21 protein-coding genes are annotated in these 19,486 nt (G+C 40.2%); 12 read left to right on the top strand and 9 right to left on the bottom strand.

All coding sequences use genetic code 11. The annotated features are described in order from the left end of the window. Nucleotides 1–29: 29 nt before the first annotated feature. From QM887_RS02775 to QM887_RS02760, 4 genes are read right to left on the bottom strand one after another with little or no spacing between them, the layout of a single operon-like run. On the bottom strand, nt 30–896 hold the full coding sequence (locus QM887_RS02775) for a cysteine ABC transporter substrate-binding protein (RefSeq protein ID WP_414270375.1): 867 nt from the start codon (nt 894–896) through the stop codon (nt 30–32). An 18-nt stretch (nt 897–914) separates the two neighbouring features. Then, nucleotides 915–1,673 (bottom strand): amino acid ABC transporter ATP-binding protein, encoded by a 759-nt coding sequence (locus QM887_RS02770; RefSeq protein WP_414270374.1) that lies wholly within the window; start codon nt 1,671–1,673, stop codon nt 915–917. After that, on the bottom strand, nt 1,674–2,351 hold the full coding sequence (locus tag QM887_RS02765; RefSeq protein WP_414270373.1) for an amino acid ABC transporter permease: 678 nt from the start codon (nt 2,349–2,351) through the stop codon (nt 1,674–1,676). Next, complete coding sequence (locus QM887_RS02760) at nt 2,311–2,991, bottom strand: amino acid ABC transporter permease (RefSeq protein WP_060956039.1); 681 nt, start codon at nt 2,989–2,991, stop codon at nt 2,311–2,313. Before QM887_RS02760 ends, QM887_RS02765 begins: the two co-directional genes overlap by 41 nt. A 204-nt stretch (nt 2,992–3,195) precedes the next feature. Between QM887_RS02760 and QM887_RS02755 the strand changes: the two genes are divergently transcribed. From QM887_RS02755 to manA, 9 genes are all read left to right on the top strand, one after another. Continuing rightward, entirely contained in the window at nt 3,196–3,591 is a 396-nt protein-coding gene (locus QM887_RS02755; RefSeq protein WP_414270372.1) for a CopY/TcrY family copper transport repressor, read from the top strand. 10 nt (nt 3,592–3,601) lie between these two features. Next, nucleotides 3,602–3,973, top strand: coding sequence for a cupredoxin domain-containing protein (locus tag QM887_RS02750; RefSeq protein ID WP_004252344.1), 372 nt, complete (start codon nt 3,602–3,604; stop codon nt 3,971–3,973). 9 nt (nt 3,974–3,982) lie between these two features. Beyond that, nucleotides 3,983–6,205, top strand: a complete 2,223-nt coding sequence (locus QM887_RS02745; protein WP_414270371.1) for a heavy metal translocating P-type ATPase — start codon at nt 3,983–3,985, stop codon at nt 6,203–6,205. Between the two features lie 322 nt (nt 6,206–6,527). Next, nucleotides 6,528–8,303, top strand: a complete 1,776-nt coding sequence (gene spxB, locus QM887_RS02740) for a pyruvate oxidase (RefSeq protein WP_414270370.1) — start codon at nt 6,528–6,530, stop codon at nt 8,301–8,303. 109 nt (nt 8,304–8,412) lie between these two features. Next, on the top strand, nt 8,413–8,760 hold the full coding sequence (locus QM887_RS02735) for a VOC family protein (RefSeq protein ID WP_414270369.1): 348 nt from the start codon (nt 8,413–8,415) through the stop codon (nt 8,758–8,760). A 363-nt stretch (nt 8,761–9,123) separates the two neighbouring features. Beyond that, on the top strand, nt 9,124–9,279 hold the full coding sequence (locus tag QM887_RS02730) for a hypothetical protein (protein ID WP_414270368.1): 156 nt from the start codon (nt 9,124–9,126) through the stop codon (nt 9,277–9,279). Nucleotides 9,280–9,401: 122 nt separating this feature from the next. Then, on the top strand, nt 9,402–9,980 hold the full coding sequence (locus tag QM887_RS02725) for a DUF3592 domain-containing protein (protein ID WP_414270367.1): 579 nt from the start codon (nt 9,402–9,404) through the stop codon (nt 9,978–9,980). A gap of 167 nt (nt 9,981–10,147) precedes the next feature. Beyond that, nucleotides 10,148–11,587, top strand: a complete 1,440-nt coding sequence (locus QM887_RS02720; RefSeq protein WP_414270365.1) for a 6-phospho-beta-glucosidase — start codon at nt 10,148–10,150, stop codon at nt 11,585–11,587. Nucleotides 11,588–11,707: 120 nt separating this feature from the next. Beyond that, nucleotides 11,708–12,652 carry a mannose-6-phosphate isomerase, class I gene (manA, locus tag QM887_RS02715; protein ID WP_414270364.1) on the top strand — a complete coding sequence of 315 codons (945 nt, stop codon included), beginning with the start codon at nt 11,708–11,710 and terminating at the stop codon, nt 12,650–12,652. 45 nt (nt 12,653–12,697) lie between these two features. Here the strand turns inward: manA and QM887_RS02710 are convergent, their stop codons facing one another. Beyond that, nucleotides 12,698–14,038, bottom strand: a complete 1,341-nt coding sequence (locus tag QM887_RS02710; protein WP_414270362.1) for a sodium-dependent transporter — start codon at nt 14,036–14,038, stop codon at nt 12,698–12,700. 229 nt (nt 14,039–14,267) lie between these two features. Between QM887_RS02710 and QM887_RS02705 the strand changes: the two genes are divergently transcribed. Next, entirely contained in the window at nt 14,268–15,008 is a 741-nt protein-coding gene (locus QM887_RS02705) for a MerR family transcriptional regulator (RefSeq protein ID WP_414270360.1), read from the top strand. Nucleotides 15,009–15,128: 120 nt separating this feature from the next. Here QM887_RS02705 and QM887_RS02700 read toward each other — a convergent pair whose 3' ends face one another. Genes QM887_RS02700 through QM887_RS02685 form a run of 4 tightly spaced genes read right to left on the bottom strand, consistent with a single transcriptional unit; the run spans nt 15,129 to nt 18,240 of the window. Then, entirely contained in the window at nt 15,129–15,584 is a 456-nt protein-coding gene (locus tag QM887_RS02700) for an 8-oxo-dGTP diphosphatase (protein ID WP_414270359.1), read from the bottom strand. A 10-nt stretch (nt 15,585–15,594) separates the two neighbouring features. Beyond that, nucleotides 15,595–16,116 carry a DUF1697 domain-containing protein gene (locus tag QM887_RS02695; RefSeq protein WP_061862833.1) on the bottom strand — a complete coding sequence of 174 codons (522 nt, stop codon included), beginning with the start codon at nt 16,114–16,116 and terminating at the stop codon, nt 15,595–15,597. Between the two features lie 48 nt (nt 16,117–16,164). Continuing rightward, nucleotides 16,165–17,337, bottom strand: a complete 1,173-nt coding sequence (locus tag QM887_RS02690; RefSeq protein WP_414270358.1) for an NAD(P)/FAD-dependent oxidoreductase — start codon at nt 17,335–17,337, stop codon at nt 16,165–16,167. 57 nt (nt 17,338–17,394) lie between these two features. Further along, nucleotides 17,395–18,240, bottom strand: coding sequence for a DegV family protein (locus QM887_RS02685; RefSeq protein ID WP_314945488.1), 846 nt, complete (start codon nt 18,238–18,240; stop codon nt 17,395–17,397). Between the two features lie 124 nt (nt 18,241–18,364). Here QM887_RS02685 and QM887_RS02680 point away from each other — a divergent pair, with 124 nt between their 5' ends. Continuing rightward, complete coding sequence (locus tag QM887_RS02680) at nt 18,365–18,922, top strand: TetR/AcrR family transcriptional regulator (RefSeq protein WP_004252362.1); 558 nt, start codon at nt 18,365–18,367, stop codon at nt 18,920–18,922. Between the two features lie 18 nt (nt 18,923–18,940). Next, entirely contained in the window at nt 18,941–19,408 is a 468-nt protein-coding gene (locus QM887_RS02675) for a deoxycytidylate deaminase (protein ID WP_006155564.1), read from the top strand. Nucleotides 19,409–19,486 lie beyond the last annotated feature (78 nt).

Here is a 19,486-nt window from a genome sequence, read left to right as displayed (position 1 = left end):
CTGATTTCTTTTTGTGATTTCATTGAGTATTAATCAACTTTTCCACCTTCAACAACTAGGTCATCTGCTTTAGCAGCGTCACCGTAGGTTGGGTGAAGTGTTTTTTCATAAGCCTTGTGGAAGAAGTTTTCTTTGCCTAATTTTTCGATTTCTTGGTTGATGTAGTCAAGTAGTTCTTGGTTTCCTTTTTGGACTGCTGGCGCAATAGTATCTGGATCGCCTAGAGAAGAAATTCCTACCTCATATCCTTTGTTTTCAAGCGCCCAAGCTAGAACTTCAGTATTGTCAGTAGAGAAGGCATCTCCACGTCCATCAAGAAGTGCTTGGTAGGCATCGCTATATTGGTCGTATTTTTGGAGTTTTACTTCTGGGTGATTTTTCTCAAAGTAAGTTTCAGCAGTAGTTCCTTTTGTAACGATTAAGGTTTTTCCTTCAAGTTCTTTAACGTCCTTGATGACTTTATCTTTTGGTGACACAACACCGAGAGAAACTTTCATGTAAGGAAGGGCAAAGTCAACTTGTTTTTTACGTTCGTCAGTAACTGTGAAGTTGGCAAGGGTGATATCAACCTTGTTTGAAATCAAGTATTCAGCACGGTTAGCAGCATCGACAGAAACGTATTTGACCTTTACACCAAGGTCTTGTGCTAATTGGTTACCTAGTTCGATATCATAACCTTGGTAAGAACCGTCGTTGTCAACGTAACCAAATGGTTTTTTGTCTCCAAATACCGCGATTCGAAGTTCGCCACTTTTCTTAATTTCATCGATTGTGCGAGCTTTTGCAGTTGCTTTAGCTGATGAAGCATCAGAGCTTCCGCCTGAACTACAAGCTGTGACGAAGATAAGTGCGAATGCTAGAGCAAAAACAGTTAGAAGTGGTTTGAGTAGTTTCATAATAATCTCCTTTATTGATTATAGATATGAGCCAAACTGGCTAAAGTCAAAGACATTTAAAAATTCTTGTGCTCGTTTGGTTTGTGGATTTGTGAAGAATTCTTGAGCAGTTCCTTCTTCAGCAATCTTCCCTTGGTCAAGGAAGATAATGCGGTCCGCAATGGCTTGGGCAAACTGCATTTCATGGGTTACCAGAATCATGGTACGCCCTTCCTGAGCCAAATCATTGATAAGTTCCAGAACCTCACGCACCATTTCTGGGTCCAGTGAAGCCGTTACCTCGTCAAATAGGATAATTTCTGGATGCATGAGAAGGGCACGAACGATGGCAACCCGTTGCTTTTGTCCTCCTGATAATTGACGAGCAAAGCTATGTTTTTTGTCTAGAAGTCCGACACGTTCCAGTAGTTGCAGAGCTTCTTCCGTTACTTCTTTCTTGTCTCTCCCTTGAGCCTTGATAGGTCCTAGGATGAGGTTTTGAAGGACATCCAAGTGAGGAAAGAGTTCATAACTTTGAAAGACCATACCGATCTTTTGGCGAACCAGGTGAAAATCTTTTTTATTTTCAACGATGGACTGGCCATCCAGCAGGATATCTCCTCCTTGAATAGTTTCTAACCCATTGAGACAGCGAAGGAGGGTACTTTTCCCACAACCAGATGGTCCTAGGATGACGACCACTTCCCCCTTTTTAATATCTAGGGAAAGTCCTTGGAGGATCGGATTGTCTCCGAAGGATTTTTTTAGTTCCTTGATTTCTAAAATAGTTTCAGACATTTAGTTCCTCCAATGTTTTTCTAGATGAGTAGATAGTTTGGAAATAGGGAAGCAAACCGCGAAATACAAGACTAGGATGGTTCCATAAATCCAAAAGGAAGCGGTTGGGATGATCAAACGATTGCTATCGATGATTTGTTGGCCAACCTTGGTAACTTCAACAACCCCAATCAAAACAACCAAGGAAGTGGTTTTAATCATCCGAGTGATAAGGTTGATGGCTTGTGGTAACAGTCTTCTCAAGACTTGAGGGATGATGATATGGTAGTAGAGTTGCACTTTAGTTAAGCCAAGTGCTTGTCCGCTCTCAAACTGATGTTTCGGTAGGGAAGTGATAGCTCCACGAACCAAGTCTCCCATCTCAGCTGTTCCCCAGAGGGTGAAAACGATAATAGCAGAAGTTTCACCTGAAATATTGATATTAAAGTTTCGAGCTAAACCAAAGTAAACGATGAAGAGAAGCACCAGCTGGGGCATGATACGGATAAATTCTAGATAAAAACGAGTCAAGAAGCGAATCACTCTAGAATGAGAAGTCATGATAATTCCCATCACCGTTCCGAAAATCATGGATAAGAGGACAGACAGGATAGAAATCCCAATCGTGACTCCCAATCCCTGTAAGATTCTCAGGAGATTATTTCCCTGAAAGAGTACTTGCATTCCCGAATCCTGCATGACGGAGCCTCCTTTCTATCCAGCTAAAGACTAGTGAAATAGGTAGAAGCATGATAAGGTAAGCAACTACCAACATAGCCAGCGCAATGTCTGTCTCATAATAGAGTCCTATCAAATCCTTAGCAACGTACATAAGGTCAGCAAGGGCAACCGCTGAGAAGACAGATGTTTCCTTGATCAGGAAAATAACATTGGCACTAAAGGATGGTAGAGCAACTGCTGTCGCTTGTGGAAGAACCACGTAGCGAAAAACCTGAAAAGGTGTAAGACCAATGGCTAAACCAATCTCGTGCTGGGTTTGACTGACGGCTTCTAGCCCGCTTCGGAAGGATTCTGCCATGTAGGAACCACCTAAGAAGATGAGCCCGACTGTTGCACAGACTTCTGAAGAAAGAACAATCCCTATTCGAGGTAGACCGAAGTAGAGAAAGAATAGTTGTATCAAAAGGGGTGTATTTCGTGACAATTCTATATAGGCTGTTGCTAACTGTGAGAAAACAGGAACTCGGTAATGCCGGATGACGCTGACGATGAGTCCCAGCAAAAAAGAACCTAGAATTCCCCAAACTGCAATATGCAAGGTCAGAAAGAATGCCTTTTGATAGAGTGGTAGATATTGTTCAACAATGGACCAATCCAAAAGTAGAACCTCCCATCTAGGAAAATGATACAGTTATTGTAGCATTAAAAGAGAGCTTTGGATAATATGTATTTTTTATTGTGGTGATAAAAAATATTTATAGCGGCGATAAATTTTAAAAATGTGATTTTGGGTTGACAAATGTAGATTTTAAGAGTATACTGATAATTGTAATTGACAAATGTAGATTTTGGAGGTGTACTGATGCAGATTTCGGATGCAGAATGGCAGGTCATGAAGATTATCTGGATGCAGGGAGAACAGACTAGTACTGATCTCATAAAAGTATTAGAGAAAAGGTTCAGTTGGTCCAAATCCACGATCCAGACGCTCTTGGCCCGTTTGGTGGAGAAAGAATGTTTGACTCGGGAAAAGCAGGGCAAGTCCTTTATGTATTCGTCCCTTTTAACTCCAGATGATAGTAGGGGCTTAATGGTTCAGGATATCAAAGACAAGCTTTGTTCTCGAAGAATAAAGCTCTTGCTAGCTGATCTGATAGAAGAATGTGACTTTACCCTAGCTGACTTGGAAGGCTTGGAAGAAGTGATTGCTGAGAAAAAAGCAAGTGCTGTAACAGAAGTAAGATGTAATTGTATGTAAAGGAGACGCTATGTTAAATCTATTTGTATCTATTGTTGTTTTAGGAATGATTGCTTTTATCCTCTTTTGGTTTTTCAAAAAACCGCAAGAAGATGCTAAGAGAGCCCAGCAAAAAAATGGCTATCAGGAGATTCGAGTGGAGGTCATGGGGGGCTACACTCCAGGAACCATTATCCTCAAAAAATCGCAACCTGCTCGCATTATTTTTGATCGAAAAGATCCTTCACCTTGCTTGGATCAAATCGTTTTTCCAGACTTTGGAGTGCATGCAGATCTGCCTATGGGAGACCAATATGTGGTTGAAATCACACCTGAAGAAGCAGGTGAGTATGGTTTCTCTTGTGGCATGAATATGATGCACGGTAAGATGATTGTAGAATAGGAGAATGATATGACTGAAATTGTAAAAGCAAGTCTTGAAAATGGTGTTCAAAAAATTCGTATTACAGCAGACAAAGGCTACCATCCAGCCCACATTCAACTGCAAAAAGGGATTCCTGCTGAGATTACCTTTCATCGTGTGACACCATCAAACTGCTATAAGGAAATTCTCTTCGAAGAAGAAGGGATTCTAGAACCAATCGCTCAAGACGAGGAAAAAGTCATTCGCTTTACTCCTCAAGACCTGGGTGAGCATGAATTTTCATGCGGCATGAAGATGCAAAAGGGGACCTATACCGTTGTTGAAAAAACTAAAAAGTCTCTCAGTCTTTTACAGCGTTTTTGGATTACTAGTATCTTTACTGTGCCTCTTGTGATTCTCATGATTGGGATGTCTACAGGAGGAATTAGTCACCAAGTCATGCGTTGGGGCACCTTTTTAGCCACAACACCCATTATGCTGGTAGCTGGAGTTCCATATATCAGAAGCGCCTGGGCTAGTTTTAAAAAGCACAATTCCAACATGGATACCTTGGTTGCTCTGGGAACCCTAGTGGCCTATTTCTATAGCTTAGTTGCCCTCTTCACTGGTCTGCCCGTTTACTTTGAAAGTGCTGCATTTATCCTCTTCTTCATTCTTTTGGGAGCAGTTTTTGAGGAAAAAATGCGAAAAAATACTTCGCAGGCAGTCGAAAAATTATTAGACCTACAAGCAAAAACAGCAGAGGTTTTGCGTGATGATGTTTATGTTCAAATACCTCTAGAACAAGTCAAAGTTGGGGATCTCATTCGCGTTCGACCAGGTGAAAAAATTGCCGTTGATGGGACTGTAATAGAAGGAGAAACTAGTATTGATGAATCAATGGTAACTGGGGAAAGTATTCCAGTAGACAAGTCTGCCGGTGATACTGTCATTGGTTCAACCATCAATAATAGTGGTACGATCATCTTTAGAGCTGAAAAAGTTGGTTCTGAGACTATGTTGGCTCAGATTGTAGACTTTGTGAAGAAAGCTCAAACGAGTCGTGCCCCTATTCAAGATTTGACAGACAAGATTTCTGGGATTTTTGTACCAGCAGTTGTCATTTTAGGACTCCTTACTTTTTGGATCTGGTTTGTTTTACTTGGAGAAAGTTTTGTGACGTCGCTCCTCTATGGTGTTGCTGTTTTGATAATTGCCTGCCCTTGTGCTCTTGGACTTGCGACACCGACAGCACTCATGGTTGGAACAGGACGAAGTGCCAAGATGGGGATTCTTCTCAAAAATGGTACAGTTCTACAGGAAATCCAAAAAGTTCAAACGGTTGTTTTTGATAAGACAGGAACCTTGACCGAAGGGAAGCCAGTAGTGACAGATGTTATCGGAGATGAAGGAGAAGTGCTAAGTTTGGCTGCTTCACTGGAAGATGTATCTCAACACCCGCTAGCTCAAGCTATTGTTAATCGTGCATCTGAACTAGGAATTAGCCTTTACCCAGTGGAAAACTTCCAAGCCTTGCATGGAAAAGGTGTGACTGGGATTATTAATGGTAAGCAAGTCTTGCTGGGGAATGCTAAGCTCTTAGCTGACCTTGCTATTCCACATGATTATCAAGAACGATTTGATTTACTTGAGAAAGAAGCAAAAACAGTTGTCTTCCTATCAGTGGATGGTCAGTTAAAAGGCTTAATTGCCTTGCAGGATGTCCCTAAGGAAAATGCTCAGGAAGCCATTGCTAAATTGAAAAAACGTGGTCTTAGAACGGTCATGCTTACTGGAGATAATGCTGGAGTAGCCCATGCGATTGCAGAGCAAATTGGTATCGAAGAAGTAATCGCAAATGTCTTGCCAGAGGAAAAGGCACATGAAATTCACAAGCTTCAAAAGAATGGAAAACTTGCCTTTGTTGGAGATGGCATCAATGATGCGCCAGCCCTCAGTGTAGCGGATGTCGGAATTGCCATGGGCTCTGGGACAGATATTGCCATTGAATCAGCAGACCTTGTTCTTACAACTAATAATCTACTAGGATTGGCACGTGCTTTTGATATGAGTAAGAAGACCTTTAATCGTATTCTACTCAATCTTTTCTGGGCTTCTATCTATAACCTCATTGGTATTCCGATTGCAGCAGGAGTCTTTTCAAGTCTTGGTTTGGTGCTCAATCCAGAACTTGCAGGATTAGCCATGGCCTTTAGTTCAGTATCTGTTTTAATCAGCTCTCTTATGCTTAATTTTACTAAAGTCGATTAATACTCTTCGAAAATCTCTTCAAACCACGTCAGCTTCACCTTGCCGTACTCAAGTACAGCCTGCGGCTAGCTTCCTAGTTTGCTCTTTGATTTTCATTGAGTATAAAAAGGCGGTCTTAACCGCTTTTTTGCTATTCTAAAACAGATTTTCAAAACGTTTTCAATCTGTACTGTAATAGAGAATGAAGTTTTCTGAGCACATTCTTATGAAACTAAAAGTAAATGTGATAAATTAGGAGTGTAAATTTACTGAATCGTTTTCAAAAAACATATAAAAGCGCTTTTATTATTCATCAAATTAATTTTTAAGGAGAGTTATCATTATGACTCAAGGGAAAATTACTGCATCTGCAGCAATGCTTAACGTATTGAAAACATGGGGCGTAGACACAATCTACGGTATCCCATCAGGAACACTCAGCTCACTAATGGACGCTTTGGCTGAAGACAAAGATATCCGTTTCTTGCAAGTTCGCCACGAAGAAACAGGTGCTCTTGCAGCGGTTATGCAGGCTAAATTTGGCGGTTCTATCGGTGTTGCAGTTGGTTCAGGTGGTCCAGGGGCGACTCACTTGATCAACGGTGTTTACGATGCAGCTATGGATAACACTCCATTCCTTGCTATCCTTGGATCACGTCCAGTTAACGAATTAAACATGGATGCCTTCCAAGAATTAAACCAAAACCCAATGTACAACGGTATCGCTGTTTACAACAAACGTGTAGCTTACGCAGAGCAATTACCAAAAGTAATCGACGAAGCTTGCCGTGCTGCCGTTTCTAAAAAAGGTCCAGCCGTTGTTGAAATTCCAGTAAACTTTGGTTTCCAAGAAATCGACGAAAACTCATACTACGGTTCAGGTTCATACGAACGTTCATTCATCGCTCCTGCTTTGAACGAAGTTGAAATTGACAAAGCAGTTGAAATCTTGAACAATGCTGAACGTCCAGTTATCTATGCTGGTTACGGTGGTGTTAAAGCTGGTGAAGTGATTACTGAATTGTCACGTAAAATCAAAGCACCAATCATCACAACTGGTAAAAACTTTGAAGCTTTTGAATGGAACTACGAAGGTTTGACAGGTTCTGCCTACCGTGTTGGTTGGAAACCAGCCAACGAAGTTGTCTTTGAAGCAGACACTGTTCTCTTCCTTGGTTCAAACTTCCCATTTGCTGAAGTATACGAAGCATTCAAAAACACTGAAAAATTCATCCAAGTGGATATCGACCCATACAAACTTGGTAAACGTCACGCCCTTGACGCTTCAATCCTTGGAGATGCAGGTCAAGCAGCTAAAGCTATCCTTGACAAAGTAAACCCAGTTGAGTCTACTCCATGGTGGCGTGCAAACGTTAAGAACAACCAAAACTGGCGTGACTACATGAACAAACTCGAAGGTAAAACTGAGGGTGAATTGCAATTGTATCAAGTTTACAATGCAATCAACAAACATGCTGATCAAGATGCTATCTATTCAATCGACGTAGGTAACTCTACTCAAACATCAACTCGTCATCTTCATATGACACCTAAGAACATGTGGCGTACATCTCCACTCTTTGCGACAATGGGTATTGCCCTTCCTGGTGGTATCGCTGCTAAGAAAGACAATCCAGATCGCCAAGTATGGAACATCATGGGTGACGGAGCCTTCAACATGTGCTACCCAGACGTGATCACTAACGTTCAATATAACCTTCCAGTTATCAACGTTGTCTTCTCAAATGATGAATATGCCTTCATCAAGAACAAATACGAAGACACAAACAAACACTTGTTTGGTGTAGACTTCACAAACGCTGACTACGCAAAAATCGCTGAAGCTCAAGGTGCTGTAGGATTTACAGTTAACCGTATCGAAGATATCGATGCTGTTGTTGCTGAAGCTGTTAAATTGAACAAAGAAGGTAAGACAGTTGTCATCGACGCTCGCATCACTCAACACCGTCCACTTCCAGTAGAAGTACTTGAGTTGGATCCAAAACAACACTCAGAAGAAGCAATCAAAGCCTTCAAGGAAAAATACGAAGCAGAAGAACTCGTACCATTCCGTCTCTTCTTGGAAGAAGAAGGATTGCAATCACGCGCAATTAAATAATTTCTCTTGTGGAAAATCAAAAGTAAACATTGTAGATTTTATGCTTTGATTTTCTTAGAGAGAAACTTAAAAGATCGGAGTAATCCGGTCTTTTTATGGAGAATAGTAAATGAATTTAAATCAATTGGATATTATTGTTTCAAATGTTCCCCAAGTCTGTGCGGAACTGGAGCATATATTGGATAAAAAGGCAGACTATGTTGATGACAGTTTTGCTCAGTTTACGATTGGCAGTCACTGTCTTATGTTGTCCCGAAATCATTTGATTCCTTTAGAAGATTTTCAGTCAGGAATCATTCTTCACATCGAGGTTGAGGATGTAGAGCAGAACTACCAACGGTTGAAAGATCTTGGTATAAAGGTTTTACACGAACCAGCTGTAACGGATTGGGGAACAGAAAGTCTGCTAGTTGAAGGGCCTGCTGGTCTAGTCATTGATTTTTATCGAATGAAATAAGGCGAGTAGTCATTTGAAGTTAACCTTAGCTATTTTTAAAACAGAAATTGAGAACATAAACGATTAAAAGATCGGAGCCATCCGGTCTTTTTTATATAAAGAACTTGCATATAAATCGTTGACAGCGCTATCCTGAAATCTTATAATAAAAATGTAACTGATATGGAAAGGAGAAATATTTTTAAATAGATATAGTAAGAGGGCTTCTTTATTTTATTAGGAAGAGAGAGTGAAGATGGCGTTCAGTTTACCGCTCGACTTTATGGTTCTGGGAAACCTTACAATTGTCACATAATGACCAATGAACCTTGAGATTGAAAGTATCTCCATGAATGGACGCGAATAGATATTAGGAGAAAAGAGATGCAAAAAAAGGATATTTATTTAATCTGTATTACCATGATTATCTGTTCAATTATTCTAGGATTGATTATAGGTAGTTTTATTCTTCGTGGTCTGGAAGATATTGCTGCAATAATTAACCATGGCTTGCTGACAATCAATCAATCGATTAAATAGCATGAGGTATTAATTTTCTTACATTTTGATGACTGAAAAGATCGGAGCAATCCGGTCTTTTTCTTGTCTTTTCTGTTAAATTTGTTAAAATAGCTTCATAACAATGTTCTAAGGAGAAAAATATGCCAACAACTTTCTTTCTATTAATTGGCTTAATGATGTTAGGATTTGCTGCCTTCACCTATTTTATGTTTTCCTATTTTATATTTAGTAATTATAGCAATGCCAAGAGATGTACTGAAAGAACGGAAGGAGTTATTATCCGATATTCCTATGCTCTTTATAATGGGATTAGTCTCCCAGTTGTTGAATACACTGTTGATGGAAACCAATACAAGGTCGTAGGGCCTAAATTTCTATCTGCTATTTCAAATACAATCAGTACTCCCTTAGGTTCAATCGTATCTGATGTAAAAACGGATAATTTTGAAAATGGTGAAATTCCACAAGTTTTAAGATACAAAGTTAAGGGTAATAGTTTTTTGTCTTATACAAAATCTCCACTTAAGGAACGCTTTCCAATTGGTGGAAAAGTTGCTGTTTATTATGATCCTAAAAAACCAAAACATTCCTATGTAGAAAGACCACTAAGACCTGGGCGATATGCATGGTTGGCAAAATGTTTTATCTATCTCAATGTTTTTATTATGGTTGCTCTAGCTTTCTTTATCATGTTCATTCTTCCAAATCTTATGAAATAAAGCAGTTTTGTATACAAATTTCAACTACCCTATTTGGCTTCTATGTTCATCGTAGAAGCTTTTTTATAAAGAAAATGCTTTTCTTAAAACATTTTTTTGGGGCTATTTCAGCTTTATTTAAATGTTTAATAGTATACTAGTACTAGTAAATCAAGTGAGGTAAAGTGATGACAGAAATACTACAATTTCCAGAGGGTTTCCTCTGGGGTGGTGCTACGGCAGCTAATCAATGCGAGGGTGCTTATAATTTAGACGGTCGTGGATTGGCCAATGTTGATGTTGTTCCAATCGGTAAGGACCGTGAAGCCATTATCACAGGGAAGAAAAAGATGTTTTCTTTTGAGGAGGGCTATTTTTACCCAGCCAAGCAAGCTATTGATATGTACCATCATTACAAGGAAGATATTGCCCTTTTTGCGGAAATGGGCTTTAAAACATATCGGCTTTCCATTGCTTGGACAAGAATATTCCCCAAAGGAGATGAAGCAGAGCCAAATGAAGCTGGTCTAGCCTTTTATGAGGACTTGTTTAAGGAGTGCCACAAGTATGGTATCCAACCTCTGGTAACCATCACGCATTTTGACTGCCCCATGCACTTAATTACTGAGTATGGTGGTTGGCGCAATCGTCGTATGTTGGACTTCTATGAGAATCTCTGTCGCACACTTTTTACCCGTTACAAGGGTTTGGTCAAATACTGGCTAACATTTAATGAAATCAACATGCTTCTCCATGCCCCCTTTATGGGAGCTGGTCTCTGTTTCGAAGAAGGTGAAAATCAAGAACAAGTCAAATACCAAGCAGCTCACCATGAGTTGGTAGCTTCAGCTCTGGCGACTAAGCTTGCCCACGAAATTGACCCAGAAAACAAGGTTGGATGTATGTTGGCAGCAGGGCAGTATTATCCTAACACAGCCCATCCGAGAGACTACTGGGCTGCTATGGAAGAAGACCGCAAGAGTTACTTTTTCATTGATGTTCAGGCGCGTGGAGAATACCCAAGCTACGCCAAGAAGCAGTGGGAGCGTGAAGGGATTGAGATTGAAATGACAGCAGAGGATCTAGACTTGTTGAAGAATTATACTGTTGACTTTGTTTCCTTCTCTTACTATGCAAGTCGAGTGGCCTCAGGTGATCCAGAAGTTAAAGAATTAACAGCTGGAAATGTTTTTGCCTCTCTCAAAAATCCCTATCTAGAATCCTCAGAATGGGGATGGCAGATTGACCCACTTGGGCTTCGAATCACCCTCAATGCCATCTGGGATCGTTACCAAAAGCCTATGTTCATCGTAGAGAATGGCCTAGGCGCTATGGATACGCCAGATGAAAATGGCTATGTAGAAGATGACTATCGGATTGCTTATCTAGAGGCCCACATCAAGGCTATGCGAGATGCCATTTACCAAGATGGAGTAGACTTGCTTGGTTATACGACTTGGGGTTGTATCGATCTAGTTTCAGCTGGAACAGGCGAAATGAACAAGCGCTATGGCTTTATCTATGTGGATCGTGATAATGAAGGTCATGGAAGTCTCAAACGTAGCAAGAAGAAGTCCTTCTACTGGTACAAGGATGTCATTGCCAGTAATGGTGCAAGCATTGAGTAGAACACATTTATTCACTATTTTTACAAAATCTTCTCCCTACTTTATAAGATATGAAAAAGAGTTCAACTAGAACTCTTTTTTTGCTATAATGAAGGGAGAAAAATCAGACAGGAGATCAAGATGTCAGAACCATTATTTTTACAATCCGTTATGCAAGAAAAAATCTGGGGTGGCACTAAAATACGTGATGAGTTTGGATACGACATTCCAAGCGAAAAAATCGGAGAATATTGGGCAATTTCAGCTCACCCAAATGGTGTTTCTAAGATAGCTAATGGCTGCTATCAAGGAACAGACCTCGCTACTTTGTATGCGGAACACCGTGAGTTATTTGGCAACCGTCCAGAGCCAGTATTTCCACTCTTGACTAAAATCCTCGATGCCAATGACTGGCTCAGTGTTCAAGTTCACCCAGATGATGCTTATGGATTAGAGCATGAAGGCGAACTTGGAAAGACAGAGTGCTGGTACATCATCGCTGCAGATGAGGGTTCAGAAATTATTTACGGCCATAACGCTAAGTCAAAAGAAGAACTCCGCCAGCAAATCGAAGATAAAAACTGGGATGCCTTGTTAACAAAAGTTCCTGTAAAAGCTGGAGATTTCTTCTATGTTCCAAGTGGAACCATGCATGCTATTGGAGCAGGTATCTTGATCCTTGAAACGCAACAGTCTAGTGATACAACCTACCGTGTTTATGACTTTGACCGCAAGGATGATAATGGTAACTTGCGCGAGCTTCATCTTGAAAAATCCATCGATGTTCTAAATATTGGTGAGCCTGCTAACAGCCGTCCTGTAACCGTCAAAGCAGACGATTTGCGTTCAACTTTACTTGTCTCTAATGATTTCTTCGCAGTTTACAAGTGGGAAATTACTGGAAAAGTTAACTTTGAAAAAACAGCTGATTACAGCTTGTTAAGTGTCTTGGCTGGTCAAGGTCAGCTCATTGTAGACGGTAAGGAATATCCAATCCAAAAAGGCAGCCACTTTATCTTGCCAAGCGATGTTGATGCATGGACTTTGGAAGGTCAAGGTCTAGAATTGATTGTTAGTCATCCATAATAAAAAGAAAGGGCCTGAGTTCATTACTCAAGTCCTTTTTTGTATTTACATAAATTGGGCGATAAAGACCACGATGATAATAATTGGAATGATGAAACGAAGAAGGAAGAGCCAGACTTGGAAAAGTCCTTGTTTCCAAGGTGTTTCATCAAGATGAAGTTCCTCCATTGCCAGTGCCTTCTTGAAAATATAGCCTGTAAAAAGAGACAAGCAGAGAGCACCAAAAGGCATGAGAAGGTTGGAAACCAAGAAATCCATGGCGTCAAAGAAGGTCTTTCCAAAGATATGGACATCAGCTATAAGACCATAGGATAGGGCCGAAGGGATACCAAAGACAAAAGTTAAGATACCTAAAATGAGACTCCATTTATTACGTTTTTCGTTATCTTGGTCAGTGATATTTCCAACATTAATTTCCAGCATAACGACAGAAGAGGTTATCGTCGCAAAGAGGAAGAGCAAGAGGAAGAGGATGTAGAAAATGGTTCCAAAAGGCATCTTGTCAAAGAGTTGTGGCAAGACGATAAAGAGAAGACTTGGACCACCTTCAGACTGGATGTTAAAGGCTGACATAGCTGGGAAAATGGCTAATCCTGCCATGATCGATACAGAGATGTTCATGGCAACGATGGACATACCTGATTGGACCAGATTGGTTTTCTTATCTAAGTAAGAAGCATAGGTCAACATAGCAGTAACACCGAGCGATAATGCAAAGAAAGATTGCCCCAGAGCATAGAGGAGTCCGGCGCTTGTCAGTTTTGAAAAGTCAGGTTTGAGGAAATATACGACACCTTCCATAGCATTTGGCAAGCTAAGAGAGCGCCCGATAATAATGACAAAGATGATAAAGAGCAGGGGCATCATAACTTTCGATGCTCTTTCAATTCCTTTTTGAACTCCCTTAGATACGATAAAAATGTTGAGGAAGATAAAGAGGGCTTGGGAACCAAGGGCAATCCATGGATTAGAAATAATATCTGTGAAGAGCTGGGCATAATCACTGCTAATCCCAACTTGGAAGGCTTTAGCAATAGCGATACCTAGATACACTAAAACCCATCCCCCAATAACACTATAAAAGGATAAGAGGATGAAAAGGGCAAAGGCACCGATCCAACCGATAAAATTGTACTTGTTATTGTTGCCAAGTTTTCCAAAGGTTTTGATTGCTGACACGCCAGCGCTCCGACCGAGGGCAAATTCAGCCAAGAGAAGTGGAAATCCAATCAATAGTGTCGAGATGAGAAAGACCAGTAAAAAACCTCCCCCACCATTGGCAGCAGTCATATAAGGGAACTTCCAAACGGCCCCAAGACCAATAGCAGAACCAGCAGATGCAAGGATAAAGCCCAGTTTTGAACCCCATTGCGATTTTTCAGACATCGTTAAAACTCCAATCTATTTCTAAATAATAAAAGGCTACTTGAGTTGTCAAATAGCCTTCTCTCAATTGCTCTTTTGAGCTTATTCTTTGATTGATAGACTTGATTATCCTATCATGATTTTTCAAGTCTGTCAAGAAAGCGATTATCATATTTTTATAAAAAATATGATAAAATACTTGACTCTCCCCAAAGGGGAGGGTATATACTATTTATGTGAGGAGGAAATCATGTACCATATCAAAGAAGCTGCGCAACTTTCAGGTGTCTCCGTCAAGACCCTCTACCATTATGACAAGATAGGACTCTTGGTTCCATTAAAGTCAGAAAATGGCTATCGAACCTATAGTCAAGAGGATTTAGAACGACTACAGATTATCCTCTATTACAAGTATCTAGGTTTTTCTTTAGAAAAAATAGCAGAGCTATTGAAGGAAGATACGACAGATATATTGTCACATTTAACTAGACAGTTGGACTATTTAACCCAGGAGAGGCAACATCTGGACACCTTGATTTCAACCTTACAAAAAACCATTCAAGAACAAAAAGGAGAAAGAAAAATGACTATTGAGGAAAAATTCACTGGATTTAGCTATCAAGACCATCAAAAATACCAGCAAGAGGCTGTAGACAAGTATGGCCAAGAAATCATGGATCAAGCGCTCGAGCGCCAAAAAGGTCACGAAGACGAAGCTACGGCTGCCTTCAACCAAGTCTTTCAAGCCTTGGCACAAAATCTTCAAGCTGATCTACCTGCAACAGCATCTGAAAATCAAGAGGAAGCAGCCAAACTCTTGCAAGCCATCCGTACTTATGGATTTGACTGCTCTATCGAGGTCTTTGGTCATATCGGAAAAGGCTATGTCTATAATCCAGAGTTTAAGGAAAATATTGACAAATTTGGATCTGGAACAGCCCAGTACACATCAGATGTCATTGCCCACTATGTAGGCACACAAACTCGATAAAACTCAAAGACCAAGCTAGAACTTAAAAAGCCAGTAACAGAATTTTAATTGGAGGACACAGACCTAGCTTGAAGATTAGACAAACTAAAAATCGGCGGAGATACCTCTGCCGATTTACTGTTATTTGAGTTGGTAAGACCAGTCTTCTCCATCCTTATAGTAAAAGAATTCACTGAGGTCCTCTTCGAGAAAAACACGAAGCATGTCAGACATATCCTCAGTAGCTAATTTTAGATGAGATAGATTTTCAAAATCCTCCCACCAGACATTTCCTTCGTCTGAAGATTGGAGCTCACCAGTAAAGTGTTCTGTTTTGTAAAAGTGGACAACATAACGATAGTCCTCGTCATCATACCAATCTTTGATACCACAGAGTTGAGGCTTAGAAATGGTCAGACCAGTTTCTTCCTTCACTTCGCGAATGACAGCATCGACAAAGGATTCGCCACGTTCAACATGACAACCAGGAAAAGTAATGCCAGGCCAGTCAGGGCTAATTCGGTCTTGGACCAGAACCTTGTCTCCATTTTTAATCATGCACATATTGACAAATTCGACTGATTCTCTTCTGTTCATCTTATTTTTCCTATTTTGTTAGTAATTTTTCTACCACGTTTAACTTTCGCATGGTCAGATCAACGCCGAACAGCTTTTCGAGATAGTTGGTATTAAGCTTTTTTCGTTTTGCAGTTCTAGGGAGATAGAGGTAAAGACAATGGTTGCCGATACAAATTTCTTCTTCACCATAGTCACTATCCAATTTTTCAAATGGTAGACTTTGGATAGCATTCTGGAAAAGAATTATATGTATACGGTCATAAAGATAGTGTTCTCCAAACGGATTTTCTTGGACAATTTTTGTAAAATCACTCTTATTTTTAATGACCATTTTCAAGTCGGCTCCGATTTTTTCTTTTATTAGAGTATGGACTTGTTCTCGTATTTCTTCTATGGCTAAGTCGCTTTCAAGAATAATATTTCCACTTTGAATATAAGTTCGAACGTGTTGAAAACCAGCCTCTGTTAAGATATCTACCAGATAAGACATTTTAGGGATAGCATTTTGTCCATTAGGAGTAACTCCCCTTAACAAGATAATATGTTCCAAAGGACTTCCTTTCTTTTGGGGCTGATTGTTCCATTGAATAATTTAGATTTAGATTGGGTTTGATCCTGCCACCCAGCCAGTACAGAGGGCGGAAGTGATGTTAAAGCCACCTGTGTGGGCATTGATATCTAGTACTTCGCCAGCAAAGTGGAGTCCAGGAACCAATTTACTTTCTAGCGTTTTAGGATTGATTTCCTTGAGGCTGACCCCTCCCTTAGTCACAAAGGACTTGGCAAGGGACATCTTCCCTGTTACAGGAATCTTGAGGGACTTGATAGACTGGATAAGTTGGTCCCGTTCTTTTTCAGTTAGCTGTTTAACTTTTTCAGGGTATCCTTGGACAAAGAATTCTGCCAAGCGTTCTGGCAACAAAGATTTCAAGGCATTTTTTAAGGATTTTTCACGGTTTTCTTCTAGAAAATTTATTAAGTCGCCTTCAGAAAGTTGTGGCAAGACATCTAAAGATAGGATTTCGCCACCCTTGACAAAGCTTGACATACGCAGAGCAGCGGGACCAGATAAACCAAAGTGGGTAAAGAGCAGGTCATGGGTAATAACATGCTTACCACAGCTAAGAGTTACATCGTCTAGGGAAATTCCCTGCAAGGCCTTATGCGGGAAATCCGTCAATAAGGGACTTTCAGCAGCCTCAAGTTCGGTAATGGTGTGTTTGAAATGACGGGCAATCTCGTGACCAAAACCAGTCGAACCAGTAGAAGGATAAGACTTACCACCTGTTGTGACAATGAGTTTATCACAAGTAAAGGTCTGGTCTGCGGACTTAAGGACAAACTGGTCGTCTATCTTTTTAACAGAAACAATCTCTGTTTGAGTAGCAATTTGCCCACCAAGTTCAATGATTTTCTTTTCCAAGGCTTCGATAATGGTTCGCGATTTATCGCTGGCTGGGAAGACACGGCCGTGGTCTTCTACCTTGAGTTTGACTCCATTCTCCGTAAAAAAGTTAATGATATCATGGTTATCAAACTGGGAGAAGACACTGTAAAGAAATCGCCCATTTCCAGGGATGCCAGCGAGTAGATCGTCTAGAGTTCCGTTGTTAGTCACGTTACAGCGACCACCGCCAGTTCCAGCTAATTTTTTCCCAAGTTTTCGATTTTTTTCGATGAGTAGAGTTTTCTGACCATAAAAACTACTGGAAATAGTAGCCATCATGCCAGCAGGTCCACCACCGATGACAATAGTATCAAAATGTTTCATAGCTCTATTGTACCATAAAAAACAAGAGATGCTTGGCATCTCTTGTTGCTTATAATCTTAGTTAATTTCATATCCCATCAACAAACCGCCATCTTCCGCATAGAAACTGCAGAGTCCAGAAGTTGGGATGATTCTAATGTCAGCTTGTGGGTATTTTTCTCGTAGGAGCTCTGAGAGCTGTTGGCAGAATTTTTCATTGCTGCGGTGAGCCATGACGATACGCCCACCAGCATAGCCAGCTTTGATTAACTCTTCATAGGCAGCTTGAAGAGATTTTTTAGCACCACGAGCTTTTTGGAGGAGTTCTAAGGTTCCGGTTTCGCTTGCTTCCCCAACCATACGAATATTGAGGAGCCCGACAACTGTACCAATAAGCTTACTCAATCGACCGTTTTTAACCAAGTTATCCACTTTAGCAAGAACGAACAACAACTTCGTTTTTTCTTGGTAAGTAGTAATCACTTCAACGACTTCTTCAAAAGAAAGTCCTTGGTTGATCAAATCATTGATCTTTTCGACGATTAGGTCAACTTCCCCACCGGCTGATAAGCTATCGATGACATGAATCTGAGTATCAGGGTGTTCTTCGAGATAAATATTCTTAGCTAATTGAGCACTATTGTGGCTACCAGAGAGAGTTCCAGTGATAGTCACTACAAAAATATGTTTGGCACCTTCGAATGCTCGTAAGTAATCATCAGGACTAGGGCAGGCTGATTTTGAAGCTTCAGAAGTCGCATACATAGTTTCCATCATCTTATCGATATCCAGATTGGCATCATCGACAAAGACTTGATCTGCTACCTGAATCTTTAAGGGAACACTGACAAATTCAGTATCAAAAGCAAGGTTTTCCAGCTGGCGATAATCACAACCAGAGTCAGCTACAATCTTCCAAGTCATAGAAATTCTCCATCTTTATCACTTATACATTGACAAAGGTTCTGTCTTTTTTTACAATTATATCATGAAAGCCCTTGAAACAAAAGTAGTACCTCTCTGTTGTCACAAGTAGAAAGAAATTGTTATGTCTGAACGTAAAATATCTGAAAAATCGCTTGAAAACCTTAGAAAATCAAATCAAGAATCTAATTTGCTAACCAGAGAAGCGATTGAAACAGCTCTTTTGCAACTCTTGGAGAAAAAGGAGTTGGCTAAGATTAGCATTTCTGAGTTAGTCAAGCGTGCTGGCGTTTCTCGTGCAGCTTTTTATCGAAACTATGATTCAAAAGAAGAGATTTTAGAAAGTGTCTTTAAACGTAGCGTCCATAACATCATGGAGCAATTGAGTCATTACGATGTTAAAACAGACCTTTATCTCGTATGGGTTCACCTCTTTAGAGAAGCCAAGAAAGAAGCCAAAGTTATTCAGCTTGCCCTAGACTATCACTTAGAAAAAATCTTTGTGCAAGCCATGCAAGAATTTCTAGAAAAATACTATGGGAAATCAAAAGGTGTCAGTTCTTACCTGCATTCTTTTTGGAGTTCGGCCATCGTATCGGTCTTGCTTAAATGGATCAAGGATGGGATGAAGGTTCCTGCTGAAAAAATCGCAGATCTACGCCTGCCATTTTTTAAAAAATAAAACATGAGGAGAAATGCTATGACAGAAAAAAGACTAGCTTGGGATGAGTATTTTGCTGCTCAAGCCTTATTGATTGCCAATCGTTCAACTTGTAAACGTGCCAAGGTAGGAGCGGTTTTAGTCAAGGATAACAAGGTTATTTCAACAGGCTATAATGGTTCTGTATCAGGAACAGAGCATTGTATTGATCATGACTGTCTGGTGATTGAAGGCCACTGTGTCCGCACTCTTCATGCAGAAGTGAATGCTATCTTACAAGGGTCAGAGCGTGGCGTTCCAAAAGGTTTCACAGCTTACGTTACTCATTTTCCATGCCTTAACTGTACCAAGCAGTTACTACAAGTAGGATGTGAGCGTGTAGTTTATATCAATCAATACCGCATGGACGACTATGCCCAACACCTTTATCAAGAAAAGGGAACAGAATTAACTCACCTACCACTTGAAACAGTGCAGGCAGCTCTCCAAGAGGCTCACCTAATCTAGAAATTATAAAAAAATAAATGGTTTAGAAAGCTTTTTAAACCATTTTTTGATATAATAAGAAGAATAAATTGAAAGAAG

Origin of the sequence: Streptococcus infantis, from assembly GCF_047460875.1 — a bacterium.
In the GTDB taxonomy this organism is placed as follows: Bacteria; Bacillota; Bacilli; order Lactobacillales; family Streptococcaceae; genus Streptococcus; species Streptococcus infantis_AA.
This window is presented reverse-complemented; position numbering and strand designations above follow the sequence as displayed.

Bases quoted from the DNA above. Each gene is read 5' to 3' on its own strand.
- QM887_RS02765 (WP_414270373.1), bottom strand. From the start codon at position 2,351: ATGCAGGATTCGGGAATGCAAGTACTCTTTCAGGGAAATAATCTCCTG.
- QM887_RS02750 (WP_004252344.1), top strand. From the start codon at position 3,602: ATGTTAAATCTATTTGTATCTATTGTTGTTTTAGGAATGATTGCTTTT.
- QM887_RS02735 (WP_414270369.1), top strand. From the start codon at position 8,413: ATGAATTTAAATCAATTGGATATTATTGTTTCAAATGTTCCCCAAGTC.
- QM887_RS02775 (WP_414270375.1), bottom strand. From the start codon at position 896: ATGAAACTACTCAAACCACTTCTAACTGTTTTTGCTCTAGCATTCGCA.
- QM887_RS02680 (WP_004252362.1), top strand. From the start codon at position 18,365: ATGTCTGAACGTAAAATATCTGAAAAATCGCTTGAAAACCTTAGAAAA.
- QM887_RS02700 (WP_414270359.1), bottom strand. From the start codon at position 15,584: ATGAACAGAAGAGAATCAGTCGAATTTGTCAATATGTGCATGATTAAA.
- QM887_RS02745 (WP_414270371.1), top strand. From the start codon at position 3,983: ATGACTGAAATTGTAAAAGCAAGTCTTGAAAATGGTGTTCAAAAAATT.
- QM887_RS02755 (WP_414270372.1), top strand. From the start codon at position 3,196: ATGCAGATTTCGGATGCAGAATGGCAGGTCATGAAGATTATCTGGATG.
- QM887_RS02710 (WP_414270362.1), bottom strand. From the start codon at position 14,038: ATGTCTGAAAAATCGCAATGGGGTTCAAAACTGGGCTTTATCCTTGCA.
- QM887_RS02690 (WP_414270358.1), bottom strand. From the start codon at position 17,337: ATGAAACATTTTGATACTATTGTCATCGGTGGTGGACCTGCTGGCATG.
- QM887_RS02770 (WP_414270374.1), bottom strand. From the start codon at position 1,673: ATGTCTGAAACTATTTTAGAAATCAAGGAACTAAAAAAATCCTTCGGA.
- QM887_RS02725 (WP_414270367.1), top strand. From the start codon at position 9,402: ATGCCAACAACTTTCTTTCTATTAATTGGCTTAATGATGTTAGGATTT.
- QM887_RS02685 (WP_314945488.1), bottom strand. From the start codon at position 18,240: ATGACTTGGAAGATTGTAGCTGACTCTGGTTGTGATTATCGCCAGCTG.
- spxB (WP_414270370.1), top strand. From the start codon at position 6,528: ATGACTCAAGGGAAAATTACTGCATCTGCAGCAATGCTTAACGTATTG.
- QM887_RS02675 (WP_006155564.1), top strand. From the start codon at position 18,941: ATGACAGAAAAAAGACTAGCTTGGGATGAGTATTTTGCTGCTCAAGCC.
- QM887_RS02705 (WP_414270360.1), top strand. From the start codon at position 14,268: ATGTACCATATCAAAGAAGCTGCGCAACTTTCAGGTGTCTCCGTCAAG.
- manA (WP_414270364.1), top strand. From the start codon at position 11,708: ATGTCAGAACCATTATTTTTACAATCCGTTATGCAAGAAAAAATCTGG.
- QM887_RS02730 (WP_414270368.1), top strand. From the start codon at position 9,124: ATGCAAAAAAAGGATATTTATTTAATCTGTATTACCATGATTATCTGT.
- QM887_RS02720 (WP_414270365.1), top strand. From the start codon at position 10,148: ATGACAGAAATACTACAATTTCCAGAGGGTTTCCTCTGGGGTGGTGCT.